At 65.2% G+C, this 13,721-nt stretch carries 15 protein-coding genes; 10 read left to right on the top strand and 5 right to left on the bottom strand.

Annotated features, from left to right (window positions below; genetic code table 11):
• Positions 1 to 155 precede the first annotated feature (155 nt).
• The 5 genes from AC3A6F_RS09440 to flgA form a co-directional block, all read right to left on the bottom strand.
• The gene (locus AC3A6F_RS09440; protein WP_487680068.1) at positions 156 to 593 is read right to left on the bottom strand and encodes a hypothetical protein; all 438 of its coding nucleotides are present in this window, start codon (positions 591 to 593) and stop codon (positions 156 to 158) included.
• A 129-nt stretch (positions 594 to 722) separates the two neighbouring features.
• A complete protein-coding gene (locus AC3A6F_RS09435; RefSeq protein WP_487680066.1) occupies positions 723 to 1,958 on the bottom strand; it encodes a GGDEF domain-containing protein in 1,236 nt (411 codons plus the stop codon).
• Positions 1,959 to 2,169: 211 nt separating this feature from the next.
• On the bottom strand, positions 2,170 to 2,640 hold the full coding sequence (locus AC3A6F_RS09430) for a flagella synthesis protein FlgN (protein ID WP_320476045.1): 471 nt from the start codon (positions 2,638 to 2,640) through the stop codon (positions 2,170 to 2,172).
• Between the two features lie 3 nt (positions 2,641 to 2,643).
• On the bottom strand, positions 2,644 to 2,958 hold the full coding sequence (flgM, locus tag AC3A6F_RS09425) for a flagellar biosynthesis anti-sigma factor FlgM (protein ID WP_005665849.1): 315 nt from the start codon (positions 2,956 to 2,958) through the stop codon (positions 2,644 to 2,646).
• A gap of 117 nt (positions 2,959 to 3,075) precedes the next feature.
• Positions 3,076 to 3,777, bottom strand: a complete 702-nt coding sequence (gene flgA, locus AC3A6F_RS09420; protein ID WP_487680063.1) for a flagellar basal body P-ring formation chaperone FlgA — start codon at positions 3,775 to 3,777, stop codon at positions 3,076 to 3,078.
• A gap of 166 nt (positions 3,778 to 3,943) precedes the next feature.
• Here flgA and flgB point away from each other — a divergent pair, with 166 nt between their 5' ends.
• From flgB to flgK, 10 genes are all read left to right on the top strand, one after another.
• Entirely contained in the window at positions 3,944 to 4,360 is a 417-nt protein-coding gene (flgB, locus tag AC3A6F_RS09415; RefSeq protein ID WP_487680061.1) for a flagellar basal body rod protein FlgB, read from the top strand.
• Between the two features lie 14 nt (positions 4,361 to 4,374).
• Complete coding sequence (gene flgC, locus AC3A6F_RS09410) at positions 4,375 to 4,776, top strand: flagellar basal body rod protein FlgC (protein WP_071361650.1); 402 nt, start codon at positions 4,375 to 4,377, stop codon at positions 4,774 to 4,776.
• 13 nt (positions 4,777 to 4,789) lie between these two features.
• Positions 4,790 to 5,506, top strand: a complete 717-nt coding sequence (locus AC3A6F_RS09405) for a flagellar hook assembly protein FlgD (protein ID WP_487680058.1) — start codon at positions 4,790 to 4,792, stop codon at positions 5,504 to 5,506.
• A gap of 40 nt (positions 5,507 to 5,546) precedes the next feature.
• Positions 5,547 to 7,082, top strand: coding sequence for a flagellar hook protein FlgE (locus AC3A6F_RS09400; RefSeq protein ID WP_487680057.1), 1,536 nt, complete (start codon positions 5,547 to 5,549; stop codon positions 7,080 to 7,082).
• A 155-nt stretch (positions 7,083 to 7,237) separates the two neighbouring features.
• Positions 7,238 to 7,978, top strand: coding sequence for a flagellar basal-body rod protein FlgF (gene flgF / locus AC3A6F_RS09395; protein WP_123067759.1), 741 nt, complete (start codon positions 7,238 to 7,240; stop codon positions 7,976 to 7,978).
• Positions 7,979 to 8,042: 64 nt separating this feature from the next.
• Positions 8,043 to 8,825 carry a flagellar basal-body rod protein FlgG gene (gene flgG / locus AC3A6F_RS09390; protein WP_487680055.1) on the top strand — a complete coding sequence of 261 codons (783 nt, stop codon included), beginning with the start codon at positions 8,043 to 8,045 and terminating at the stop codon, positions 8,823 to 8,825.
• A gap of 10 nt (positions 8,826 to 8,835) precedes the next feature.
• Complete coding sequence (locus AC3A6F_RS09385) at positions 8,836 to 9,489, top strand: flagellar basal body L-ring protein FlgH (protein ID WP_487680053.1); 654 nt, start codon at positions 8,836 to 8,838, stop codon at positions 9,487 to 9,489.
• 15 nt (positions 9,490 to 9,504) lie between these two features.
• Positions 9,505 to 10,617, top strand: coding sequence for a flagellar basal body P-ring protein FlgI (locus AC3A6F_RS09380; RefSeq protein WP_487680052.1), 1,113 nt, complete (start codon positions 9,505 to 9,507; stop codon positions 10,615 to 10,617).
• Positions 10,618 to 10,648: 31 nt separating this feature from the next.
• Entirely contained in the window at positions 10,649 to 11,611 is a 963-nt protein-coding gene (flgJ, locus tag AC3A6F_RS09375; RefSeq protein WP_487680050.1) for a flagellar assembly peptidoglycan hydrolase FlgJ, read from the top strand.
• A gap of 90 nt (positions 11,612 to 11,701) precedes the next feature.
• Positions 11,702 to 13,699, top strand: a complete 1,998-nt coding sequence (flgK, locus tag AC3A6F_RS09370; RefSeq protein WP_487680048.1) for a flagellar hook-associated protein FlgK — start codon at positions 11,702 to 11,704, stop codon at positions 13,697 to 13,699.
• The last annotated feature ends 22 nt before the right edge of the window (positions 13,700 to 13,721 follow it).

Genomic DNA, 13,721 nt, shown 5'->3' with positions numbered 1-13,721 from the left:
CGTCGTTCCCGCGAAGGCGGGAACCTAAGTTCGTTGCGCCGTCGATCTGTTCAAATACTTCGTCAGCGCGAGCATGCTTAGGTTCCCGCCTCCGCGGGAACGACGTGCAGAGGTCGCTGCCAGAATGGCAGCCGCTACCATTGAGCCTACCAACCCTACCTCGGCCCATCCCCCGGCGTGCCCGAACTCTCGGCCCCATCCGCCAGCCGATCGCTGATCTTGTCATCGCTGGCCCTCCCCACATAATCCTGCGCCGCGCGGTCGAGATGGGTGCCCGGCGAGCCGCCGGTTGCCGCGCCGCCGATCGCCGACTGGCTGTTCTGTCCATCTTCCGACTTGCCCAGCACGCCGCCCGGGATCGGCCCGGACGCATTGCCGTGACTGCTCTGCGCCGCCCCGGCTGGGCCGACATTGCTTTCAGACGAAGCCTTGGCGAAGTTGCTGTTGACGCCGGACTGCTGGTTGCCCGAGCCGATGCTCGACGTGCCGTCCTGGTCGTCGGTCACGAAGCCGGCGTAGGAATCGGCGCGGCCCTGGCGCAGGCCCCGGTCGGTATTGTCCTGCTGGATGTCCTTCGATTTCTTATCTTCCATGATGCTCTCCTTGGCACAGCTGACAAAATGAGCATCTGGGTCCACCGGCCATCGTTCCCAATAGGAGGGCAGAGCGCCTGCGCGTAGGACTTTCCGTTCAAGCCGCCTGATCGTGCCGGACGGGCAGTCTTAGCCGGCCTGGCGCGCACGCGCCGACTGCAGTTGCGGCGCCAGCGCGATCACCTTGTCGCGGCCGGCCGACTTGGCCGCGTACAGCGCGGCGTCGGCGCGTGCCAGGGTCGCCTTGAACGGCTCGTCGGCCTGGGTCACGGTCACGCCGATACTCAGGGTCAGCCGGCATTGTCCGGCGTGGCGCTGCAGGGTGGCGGCCAGCTGGCGTAGCCCGTCCTGCAGCTTTTCGCCGACCGTGCAGGCCTCGGCCAGCGTGGTTTCCGGCAGCAGCACCGCGAACTCGTCGCCGCCCAGGCGCGCCATGCAGTCGGCCGCGCGCAGCGAGGCGCGGGCGCGTTCGGCCACCAATTGCAGGGCGACGTCGCCGGCTTCGTGGCCGCCGCTGTCGTTGATGGCCTTGAAATGGTCGAGGTCGATCAGCATCAGGGCCAGCGGTTGGCCGTTGCGCCGGCTGCGCGCCAGCTCGCGCTCGGCGATGTCGAAGATGGCCTTGCGCGACCAGGCGCCGGTCAGGTGGTCGTGGTTGGCGATGTACTCGGCCTGCTGCAGGATGTAGCGGTGCATGGTCAGCAGGCCGCCCAGGGTCAGTGCGGGCAGCGCTAGCGCGGCGGCGGTCAGGATCGCCAGGCTGACGGTGCTCGGTTGCAGCAGCGAGCCCGGTGGCTCGGCCGCCAGCAGCAGCCAGGCCATGCGCACGGTGTGGCCCGCCACGACTAGGCCGCACATGAGCAGCACGAAGCGCTGCACCTTGTTCAGGGTGGCCGGCGGCTGCTGCTCCGGTAGTCCCGCACAGGGCTGCGCCGGGCCGGCGCCGCGGCGCAGCAGCACGCTGCGCGCGATGTCGACGCAGACGGCGGCCTGGAACAGCGAGGCCACCGCGCTGCGCGCTGCGAAGGAGTAGAAATAGTAATGGAATAGCGCGATCAGCAGGCCGACCGCCCCGACCAGCAGGGCCAGCGGCTTGATGCGGGCCGGCAGGCCGGCCAGCTGGCGGTAGCCGGCTGCCAGCGCCGCGCCGGCGCCGGCATAGGCCATATTGGCCCCTTCATAAGCCAGCGGCGGCGGCAGTTCAAGGCCGAAGGCGTACAGCAGATTGCCCACCAGCCCCAGCACGGTGGACGCCAGCATCGCACGCATGCCCCGCACGTTCTCCGACCCGGCCGCCAGCAGGGCCAGGAAGACGAGAAAGCAGAGCAGGGCGGCGATCAGGAAGATCTGCTGGGTGGCGAGCATGGGAAACAGCCTATGGATCGGGCCGCTCAGGTAGCAAAAATAGTGACAGTTAGCGGCAGCCCGTCGTTCCCGCGCAGGCGGGAACCTCAGTTTTTTGCGTTACCAATACGCTGGCAAGCTTGGGTTCCCGCCTGCGCGGGAACGACGTGATACGGATGATGCAGCATTATGCCGCTAATGTTTTGCTAGCAGGAATGTTTATCGTGACTCTTCAGCCGACAACATACCGCTTCGACACCCCCAGCCCCACGGTCTGGCCGCTGGCGCCATAGATCGCGCCGGTTGGCGCGTTGGTTGGGGTGCGCAGGGCGTTGAGTACGCCCTGGTTGTGCGCCAGTTGCTTGCTGATCAGCATGCCGTTGACTCGGTTCAGTTCCTTGGCTTCGCGCGCCACGTGCAGCATGCGCTCCCATTGTTCCCGCACGCCGCCATCGTCGCTGGCGGCCAGCCATGGCTCCATGCCCGCTTCCGATCCCTCGCATCCGGCTGCCTGCAGCGCCGCGTGGCGCTGTTGCGACAGGCCCGACAGGCTGGCCAGCAGCGCGTTCTTTTGCGTGGTCAGGCTGGACAGCTCGTCGGCGTCGAGCGCGACCAGGGATTGCTGTTCCTGTTTCATCAATGCCACGAGGGCATCGAGGTGCTGGTGTTCTGCGGCAATAGTCTGGGTCGGGCTCGGAGTCATGGTTTAGCGTTGTCTTGAATGGAGCAAGTCGCGTACGGTTTCTAGCAAGCCGTCCGCCACTTTCTCGGAGTTGACTTGGAACTGGCCATCGGCGATGGCCATCTTGATGCGTTCGACCTTCTTCGCGTCGAACACCTGCGCGCCGCCGCCCACCGCATTGGCCATGGCCTGGCCTTGCGAGGACAGCCGCACGCTGTCGGTCTGCGCCTGGGTCGTCGGCGCCGTCGTTGCTGCCTTGTCGGCGCCACGCGCGGTATTCGTCTGCGTGGTCGCCGGCTGGAGGCCAGGGTTGCCCTTGAGCGTATCGTTGATTTTCACAGCATCATCCTTCTCGGTTCGGAGCGGAAGCTCCGGGATCTGCTTGATGTAACGGCTGCGCCTTTACAAACTTTAGCGATCAATCACGAAATCGATGCGTCAAAATCCACAATTACTTTAGAGAACTATTTCCACCATCCCGCCGTTGCGCGCCAGGCCGCTGACGACGGTGCCAGACTGGGTGCGCACCTGCACCACCTGGCCGTCGATGGCGTTGTTGATCGCCTTCGCTTCGCTCGAAACCGAGAAGTTCGAACCGCGCGAAACCAATCGTACCGCCTGGCCCTGCTTGATCACCTGCTGGCTGCGCAGGGTGTCCGTGCGCAGCGCGGTGCCGGCCGGCAGCGAGATGGTCGGGGTGCGGCCGATCGCCTGCGCCACGTCGGTGATGATGCCATTCGGCATGGCGGCGATGTCGGCCTTTACCAGCACCAGCTGGCTCGCGTCGAGCGGCTGGCCCTGGGCCAGCGGCACGGCGGCGGCGACGTAGTCGGCCACCACGCTCACCTGCGCCTGCAGATAGAGCGACCAGGCCGGCGCGCTGCAGCGCACGCCCACCGTGGTCTTGCCCCAGGGACGGGCGCCCGGTTGCAGGAAGGCTTCCGGCGCCGGGCAGGCTGGCAGGGAGAGGCGTGGATCGACGCTGCCCACCTTGACCGTCACCTGGCCCGGCAGGCCGGCGCTCTGGGTCTTGAGGAACTGCTCGGCGACCGCGCGCACGCTTTCCGGCTTCTGGCGTGCGGCGCCGGGCGTCTGTTGCGCCTGGGCGCCGCCAACCAGCAAAGCCAGCAGCGAAAACGCGACAAATTGCTGTTTCATAGTGATTCCAGTTGAAGGGACATCGGGAATGCTGCAATCTTAGGTCCAATGATTCCGTAGCGAAACATTGAATAGCGGGGGATTTCCACCTCCTTATCCGTCGATTGGCCGGCAGGCCGGGTCCGTATCATCGCTTCTGTCCAAACAAGCCACCATCGGAGGCAGCATGATCGGCAATCTCGACAACTACCTGCGTTTCAATGAAACCGCACTGTCCCTGCGCTCGCAGCGCCAGGAGCTGCTGGCGTCGAACATCGCCAACGCCGACACGCCCAACTACAAGGCACGCGACATCGACTTCGCCAGCGCCTTGCAGAATGCGATGGCGGGCGGCAAGAGCGCCGGCGCGATGAATACCACCAGCAGCAACCATATGCCGCGCGGCGCCGCCACCGGCGACACCCTGGCCAATGGCACGCCGGTGATGTACCGCGGCGTGGTGCAGGGCAGCGTTGACGGCAATACCGTCGACATGGACGTCGAGCGCAACCAGTTTGCCGACAACGCGCTGCGCTACGAGGCCGGGGTCATGATGATCAACAGCCAGCTCAAGGGCCTGATGACGGCGCTGCAGAGCCAATAAGGAGCTGACTGATTATGTCGCTATTTAATATCTTCAATGTGTCGGGCTCGGCGATGAGCGCCCAGGCCCAGCGCCTGAACACCACCGCCAGCAACCTGGCCAACGCCGACAGCGCCACGTCGCCCACCGGCGAAGCCTACCGCGCCAAGGCGGTCGTGTTCGAGTCGGTGCCGACCGCCTCGGGCGCCACCGGCGTGCGGGTGCGCGAAGTCGTCGAAGACCCGTCGCCGCTCAAGCAGGTCTACGATCCCAAGCATCCGATGGCCGACGACAAGGGTTATGTGTCGATGCCCAACGTGAACGTGGTCGACGAGATGGTGAACATGCTGTCGGCCTCGCGCTCCTACCAGACCAACGTCGAAACCATGAACGCAGCCAAGACCATGCTGCTCAAGACCCTGACCATCGGACAATAAACCTTTATTTATCATGACCAGCCCGATCAGCACCCAGAGTGCCGCCAATAATATCTCCGACCTGCAGTCGGCAATGAACGCCAAGCCAAAGCCTGAAGTGGACGGCGTCCAGGCCGACACCGACAAGTTCATGACCCTGCTGGTGACCCAGCTGCAGAACCAGGATCCATTGAACCCGATGGACAATGCGCAGATGACCAGCCAGCTGGCCCAGCTGCAGACCGTGACCGGCGTGAACAAGCTGAACACGACCCTGGAATCGCTCAAGGCCAGCTACCAGTCGACCGAGTCGCTGCAGGCCACCCAGCTGATCGGCGCCGGCGTGCTGGTCGAGGGCGAAGGCATCCTGCTGCACAAGAGCCAGGCGATCCTGGGCCTGGAACTGGAAACCCCGGCCGACAAGGTGCAGATCACCATCGTCGATTCCAAGACCGGGAAGGACGTCGCCTCGATCGAACTGGGCGAGCAAGAGGCCGGCATCCTGCCGATCGCCTGGGACGGCGTGCCCGACCCGACCAAGGTCGACGCCGACGGCAAGCCGATCGCGCTGCCCGACGGCGCCTACACCTTCCGCGTGGAGGCTTCGCGCGGCGGCGAGAAGCTCAAGGACGTCAAGACGCTGGCCTTCGACAGCGTCGCCAGCGTCACCACCGGCGGCAAGGATGGCGTCAAACTCAATCTTCCTGGCAAGGGTGCTGTGACCCTCGCCGATATCAAGCAAGTCATGTAAGCAAGCCGCTTACGCCTTTTACTTATTCAGGAGTATTACCATGTCTTTCCAACAAGGCTTGAGCGGCTTGAACGGCGCCGCCAAATCGCTTGACGTCATCGGCAACAATATCGCCAACGCCAGCACGGTCGGCTTCAAGGGCTCGACCACCCAGTTCGCCGACGTCTACGCCAACGCGCTCAACGGCGCCGGCGGCATTTCGGCCGGTATCGGCGTGAAGGTCGCGGCCGTCGCCCAGCAGTTCAACCAGGGCAATATCGAAACCTCGGGCAATCCGCTCGACATCGCCATCAACGGCGCCGGCTTCTTCCGCATCGAACAGGCTGGCGTGGTGCAATATTCGCGCAATGGCCAGTTCTCGCTCGACAAGCAGGGCTTCATCGTCAATGCGCAGGGCGCGAAACTGACCGGCTACGGCCTGGGCCCGAACGGCCAGCTGGCTGCCGGCGCGCCGGTGCCGATCAAGATCGACACCTCGGACCAGCCGCCGAAGGTCACCGAGAACATCTGGGCCGAAATCCAGCTCGATTCGCGCGTCGAGCCGCCGAAGAACAAGCCGTTCAATGCGGCCGATCCATTCTCGTATAACAAGCAGAGCGCCATGTCCACCTATGACACGCTGGGCAATCCGCATACCCTGCAACTGTATTACGTGAAGACCGAGGCCGGTAGCTGGGATGTCTACACCAGCATGGGCGGCACCGAGAAAACCGCGCTGGACACCGCCGGCGTCACGCTGACCGACGGTCCTACGCAGACCGCGCGCGGGAACTGGGACAGCGCGGCCACGGCCGGCAAGGCCGGCGCGATCGCGAACTACGCGACCGCCGCCGCCGGCGCCGTGCTGACCAAGGCGCTGGCTGTTTACGCGGACGCCAAAATGACGATGAGCGCGGACGACCAGGCCGCCATCGCCGCCGCCGCCAACGCCGCCGCCGCCGTGCCGGGCACGACGCCGGAGCAGGTCGATGCGGCCATCCTGAAGGCGCTGAAAGTGCCTGCGGCAAAGCTCGGAACCCTGAATTTCGACACCAATGGCGCCCTGAACATGGCGACCAGCGGCACCTCGCCTGGCTTCAACGGCAAGTTCTCGACGTCCCTGCCGGTGGTGCCGGCCACCGGCGCCGAACTGCAGATCCCGGTGACCTTCGACTTCGCCAACAGCACCCAGTACGGCGGCCCGACCAGTGAAGGCCGCCTGGACCAGGACGGCTACAAGCCGGGCGCGCTGCAGCGCTTCACCACCGGCGCCGACGGCACCATCCTGGGCCAGTACAGCAATGGCCAGACCAAGCCGCTGGGCCAGGTGATCCTGGCCAACTTCACCAACCCGAACGGGCTGGAGTCGCTGGGCAATAATGCCTGGGCCGAATCGGCCGCCTCGGGCACCGCGCTGATCGGCACCGCCGGCACCGGCGGCATGGGCGTGATGCAGTCGGGCGCGACCGAAGCCTCGAGCGTCGACCTGACCGCCGAACTGGTCAACATGATCACCGCGCAGCGCGTCTACCAGGCCAATGCGCAGACCATCAAGACGCAGGATTCGGTGCTGCAGACGCTGGTGAACCTGCGTTAATCACCGGTGATGCTGGCGTGAGTTGAACGCGTCGGCAAGGGACTTGCCGACCCTACGTAGGGTTGGCGGGTCTCCCGCCGACGCGTTCAACGCACACTCGCATACCAACAACGCAACACGACGCCGCATTACCGCAACAATCAAAGGACCACACCATGGACCGCCTGATCTACACCGCCGCCTCCGGCGCCAAGCACATCCTCGAGCAGCAGGCCACGACCTCGAACAACCTGGCCAACGTCAGCACCACGGGCTTTCGGGCCCAGATGGACGTGTTCCGCGCTGCGCCGGTGCAGGGCCCGGGCCTGCCGACGCGCGCCTTCGTGGTCGACTCGACCGCCGGCAACGACTTTTCGTCGGGCGCGCTGCAGGTCACGGGCCGCGACCTGGACGTGGCGGTGAAAGGGCAGGGCTGGCTGGCGGTGCAGATGCCGGACGGCACCGAGGCATACACCCGCAACGGTTCGCTGCAGATGAGCCCGAACGGCGTGCTGACCACCGCATCCGGCCAGACCATCGCCGGCGAGGGCGGTCCGATCACGCTTCCTCCCGACGCCACCGTGACGGTCGGCGGCGACGGCACCGTCTCGACCATCTCCAACGTCGATTCGCCGGCTGCGCCGGCCGTGCTGGGGCGCCTGAAGCTGGTCAATCCTCCTGAAGGCGACCTGGTGCGCGGCGACGACGGATTGTTCCGCCTGAAGGATGGCGGCAACGCCCAGCCCGACCCCAATGTGCGGGTGGCTGGCGGCGCCCTCGAGGGCAGCAACGTCAATCCGGTCGATTGCATGGTCGACATGATTTCCCTGGCAAGGTCGTTCGACACGCAAATGAGCCTGTTGAAGAACGCCGAGAATAACGCCGCAAAAGCGACCCAGATCCTCGCTTTGAATTGATAGTTGCCCCGGCATAATTCTATTGTGCGTGGCGGTGTTCGCCTGCCACCAATAGGAGAATGCCATGATTCGTTCGCTGTACATCGCCAAGACCGGTCTGGAAGCCCAGCAGACCAATCTGGACGTCATTTCGAACAACCTCGCCAACGTCAGCACCAACGGCTTCAAGAAGTCGCGCGCCGTGTTCGAGGACTTGCTGTACCAGAACGTGCGCCAGCCGGGCGCCCAGTCGTCGCAGCAGACCAACCTGCCGTCGGGCCTGCAGATCGGTACCGGCGTGCGCACTGTCGCCACCGAGCGCATCCACACCCAGGGCAATCCCCAGCTGACCGGCAATGACAAGGACGTCATGGTCAACGGTCCCGGCTACTTCCCGGTCATGATGCCGGACGGCACCCAGGCATATACCCGCGACGGCTCCTTCCAGAAAGACCAGAACGGCCAGCTTGTCACCTCGAGCGGCTTCGTGGTCCAGCCCGCCATCACCGTGCCGGTGAACGCCGAATCGATCAGCGTCGGCCGCGACGGCACCGTGTCGGTCAAGATCGCCGGCGAAGCCGCGCTGACCCAGATCGGCGCCTTGCAACTGGCCACCTTCATCAATCCCGCCGGCCTCGAGTCGCGCGGCGAGAACCTGTACGTCGAAACCACCGCCTCCGGCGCGCCGAACCTGAACGTGCCTGGCACCAATGGCGCCGGTAACCTGATGCAGGGTTACGTCGAAGCGTCGAACGTCAATGTGGTCGAAGAGATGGTCGCCATGATCCAGACCCAGCGCGCCTACGAGATCAACAGCAAGGCGATCACGACATCCGACCAGATGCTCCAGAAACTGTCGCAGCTCTAATCCAGTGCTCATGAAAACCCTGTCCGTGTCTTTCCTCGCAGCCGTGGTCCTGCTTGCCGGTTGCAATACCGCGCCGACCACCATCGTGCAAGGCCCGACCAGCGCCCGTCCGATGCTGGTCGACAGCGCGCCGGCCTCCGACGGCGCCATCTTCAACGTCAACAGCTACCGCCCGATGTTCGAAGACCGCCGCGCACGCCATATCGGCGATCTGCTGACCGTCAACATCAGCGAGCGCACCACCGCGACCAAGACCGGCGCCAGCTCGGGCAACAAGACCGGCAGCGCCAGCTTCACCGCGCCTGGCCTGCTGGCAGGCGTCATCGGCGCCGGTGTCGACCTGGAGTCGGGCACCAAGTTTGCCGACGGCGACAACCAGAGCGCCTCGAACAACTTCAGCGGCACCATCGGCGTGACCGTCACCGAAGTGCTGCCTAACGGTAACCTGATCGTGGCCGGCGAAAAGCAGGTCGCGATGAACAAGGGCACCGAGTTCATCCGTTTCTCGGGCATGGTCAGCCCGGACACCATCCAGGCCGGCAATACGGTCTCGTCGGCGGTGATCGCCGATGCGCGGGTCGAATACCGCACCAACAGCCGTCTCGACCGCGCCGAGGTGACCTCGATGCTGTCGCGTTTCTTCCTGTCGATGCTGCCGTTCTGATTGCTAGAGAATCCCATGCGTAAAACTACCTCCTTCATGCTGCTGGCCGCCGCCCTCATCGGCGCAGCGCCCCTGGCCCAGGCCGAGCGCCTGAAGGACCTGGCGACCATCGCCGGCGTGCGCCAGAACCAGTTGTCCGGCTACGGCATCGTCGTGGGCCTGGACGGCACCGGCGACCAGACCACGCAGACCCCGTTCACCGTGCAGTCGATCAAGGCGATGCTGCAGCAGAAGGGCGTCAACCTGCCGCCCGGCGTCCAGCTGCAACTGAAGAACGTGGCGGCCGTCATGGTCACCACCTCGCTGCCGGCCTTCGCCCAGCCGGGCCAGACGCTGGACATCACCGTGTCGTCGATCGGCAACGCGAAAAGCTTGCGCGGCGGTACGCTGCTGATGGCGCCGCTGCACGGCGCCGACGGCCAGGTGTACGCGATGGCCCAGGGCAGCCTGGTGGTCGGCGGCGTCGGCGCGCAAGCCCCGGGCGGCGGCGCGCAAGTGCAGGTGAACCACCTGTCGGTGGGCCGCATCTCGGGCGGCGCGACCGTCGAGCGCGCGGTGGCCTCGAACCTGGGCGCCGACAACCAGATTCGCCTGGAACTGAAAGAGACCGATTTCGCCACCGCCGCGCGCGTCGTGGAGGCCGTCAACGACCAGTTCGGTCCTGGCGTCGCGACCGCCCTGGACGGCCGCGTGGTGCGCGTGCGCACCCCGTCGTCGAGCGACCAGCGCGTGGCCTTCCTGGGCCAGCTGGAACAGATCGACGTCAAGCAGCCGCTGGCCTCGGCCAAGGTGATCATGAACGCGCGCACCGGTTCGGTGGTGATGAACCAGGCCGTGATGCTGGAAAACTGCGCGATCTCGCACGGCAACCTGTCGGTGACGATCGGCGCCGACACGCAAGTGAGCCAGCCGAATCCGGGCACCCTGGGCGCCACCGTCGTGACCCAGAATCCGACCGTCGAGATCAGGAAGGAACCGGGCCAGGTGCTCAACGTGAAGGGCGGCGCCTCGCTGGCCGAAGTGGTGAAGGCGATGAACTCGATCGGCGCCACCCCGCAAGACCTGCTGGCCATCCTGCAGGCGCTCAAGGCGTCCGGTTCGCTGCGCGCCGAACTCGAAATCATCTGATCGCATCTCAATCCAACCTGCCGAGCCACGCATGATCGCTTCGACCACTTCCGCCGACCAGACCGCCAAACTGGCGCTCGACACCAACAGCCTCAATGGCTTGCGGCAGAGCGCGAAGGACGGCTCGCCGGCCGCCATGAAGGAAGCGGCGACCCAGTTCGAAGCGATGTTCATCAATATGATGATGAAAAGCATGCGCGACGCCACGCCGCAGGAAGGCCTGATGGACAACCAGCAGACCAAGACCTTCACCACCATGCTCGACCAGCAGACCAGCCAGAACCTGGCCAAGCGCGGCGTCGGCCTGGCGGACGTGCTGGTGCGTCAGCTGAGCTCGCAGCAGATGGGCCAGCAGGCGCTGGCGATCGGCGCCGATGGCGTGAACGCCGGTGCTGCGGCCGGCGCCACCGCGCCTGGCATGAAGGGCCTGCCGACGGCGATGAACGCCGCCGCCATGTACCAGAACAGCGCCGGTACCCAGGCCGCCAGCAAGGCGCCGCCGCTGGCCGCCACCACCGAGAGTGGCCGGGTGCAGGCGCCGCACGTGCGCGCCTTCCAGGAAAAGATGCACGAGCACGCCCACGCAGCCGAGCAGACCACCGGCGTGCCGGCCAAGTTCATGCTGGGCCAGGCCGCGCTCGAAACCGGCTGGGGCAAGCGCATGATCAAGAATGCCGACGGCACCAGCAGCAACAACCTGTTCGGCATCAAGGCCGGCCCGAGCTGGAAAGGCAAGGTTGCCACCGCCGTGACCACCGAATACGTGAACGGCAAGCCGCAAACCCGGGTCGAGAAATTCCGCGCCTACGATACGCCGGCCGATTCCTTCCGCGACTATGCCAAGCTGATCACGAACAATCCGCGTTACGAAAAAGTCGTCGCCAGCGGTGGCGATGCCGAGACGTTCGCCAAGGGCCTGCAGCGCGCCGGCTATGCGACCGACCCGAACTACGCGGCCAAGCTGACCCGATTGATCAAGAACTCGCTGGCCTGAAGCCCTGGCCCAGAAAAATGTCCTTACAAATGACCGTCAAGTTTTTCCAAAAACTGCCGTAGACGGACTTGTTAAAGAGAGAAAAAAATCATGAGTAGCCTCCTCGCCATCGGTAAAACAGGTCTGTACGCAGCACAGGCGGCCCTGTCCACGACCGGCCACAACATCACCAACGCCAATGTGGCCGGCTATAGCCGCCAGGTGGTGGTGCAGGCGACCGCGGCGGCCCTGAACACCGGCGTCGGCTTCATGGGCACCGGCACCCAGATTTCGCAGATCAAGCGCTACAGCGACGACTTCCTCAATACCCAGGTACGCACCGCCCAGGCAGGCACCAGCGGCCTGGAATCGTATTATTCGCAGATCAAGCAGATCGACAATCTGCTGGCCGACACCACTTCGGGCCTGACCCCGGCGACCCAGGGCTTCTTCAAGGGCATCCAGGACATGGCGGCCAACCGCGCCTCGGTGCCGTCGCGCCAGGCGATGCTGTCGAGCGCCGAGACGCTGGCCACGCGCCTGAATGACCTCGATGCGCGCCTTGGCCAGATCCGCGAAGGCGTCAATTCCGAGATCGAGTCGAGCGTCACCGCGATCAACACCTATGCCAAGCAGATCGCCAAGCTCAATGACCAGATCGGCAACTACGCTTCGTCGGATCAGCGTCCGCCGAACGACCTGCTGGACCAGCGCGACCAGCTGGTGCTGGAACTGAACAAATACGTCAAGGCCGACGCCCGGCCAGGCGACAACAACAGCCTGACCGTGTCGATCGGCAATGGCCAGCCGCTGGTGGTGGGCCAGGATTCCTTCCAGCTGGCGGCCATCGCATCGCCAACCGACCTGAGCCGCCTCGAAGTGGGCTACCAGGTGGGCGGCAAGGTGTCGGTGCTGCCGGATGGCGCGCTGCCCGGTGGCAAGCTGGGCGGTGCGCTCGAGTTCCGCAGCACGACCCTGGACAAGGCCCAGAGCCAGTTGGGCAAGATCGCGGTGGGCCTGGCCTTCGAGTTCAACCAGCAGCACGAGCTGGGCCTGGACCAGAATGGCCAGCCGGGCAAGCCCTTCTTCAGTATCGCGCCGGGATTTGTCGGCGCCAGCATCAATAACGCCAAGGGCACCGCCACGGATCCCGCCGCCGCAGTGACGGCCAAGATCGTCGATCCGAGCAAGCTGAGCGACAACGACTACGAGGTCAAGTTCAACGATGGCGAATACCATGTGGTCAGCCTGCCGGGCCGGCAAGCGGTCGGTTCGGTCGAGCCCGATGCCGACGGCAATGCCACGCTGGTCGTAAACGGCGTCGAACTCTCGTTCTCGGAACGTCCACGCCAGGGCGATACCTTCCTGGTGCGTCCGACCATCAATGGCGCCGCCGATTTCAAGGTGTTGATCAACGACGTGTCGCAGATCGCAGCCGCGGCGCCGATCCTGGGTGGCGACCTGCCGACCAACACCGGCACCGGCAAGATCTCCGAGACCAAGGTCGACAGCGAGTTCCTGGACACGCCGCCGGCGCTGCCGATCACGCTCACCTTCAACAAGGGCACGCCCGCCGCGCCTCCCGCGCCCGCCACCCCCGACACGGTCACCGGTTTCCCGGCCGGCGAGACCATCTACAAGGTGGACGCCAAGGGCAACAAGACCGAAATCACCGGCCCCGTCGAATTCGAGAACGGCGCCACCTACAGCTTCGGCGGCATCAGCGTGACCATGACCGGCGCGCCCAACGGCGGCGACCAGTTCACCATCAGCGACAATAGCAGCGGCGTCGGCGACACCCGCAATATCGCGGCGCTGGGCGAGCTGCAGACCAAGAACATCTTCAACGGCGGCACTGCCACCCTGCAGTCGTCGTACGCCCAGATGGTGAGCGAAGTCGGCAACAAGACGCGCGAAGTCCAGATCAACGCCGCGGCCGGCAATGCCCAGCTGGCGCAAGCCCAGGGCGCGCAGGCCGACGTCTCGGGCGTCAACCTGGACGAGGAAGCCACCAACCTGATCAAGTACCAGCAGGCCTACCAGGCGGCCAGCAAGGTGATGCAGATCGCCGGCACGATCTTCGACTCGCTGCTGTCGATCAGCCGCTAACGCCCGGGCCCACGCGAAAGAA

It is taken from the genome of Massilia sp. Soil_C_3 (genome assembly GCF_057657035.1).
Note: the sequence above shows the minus strand (reverse complement) of the source record. Positions and strands in the feature narration are given on the sequence as shown.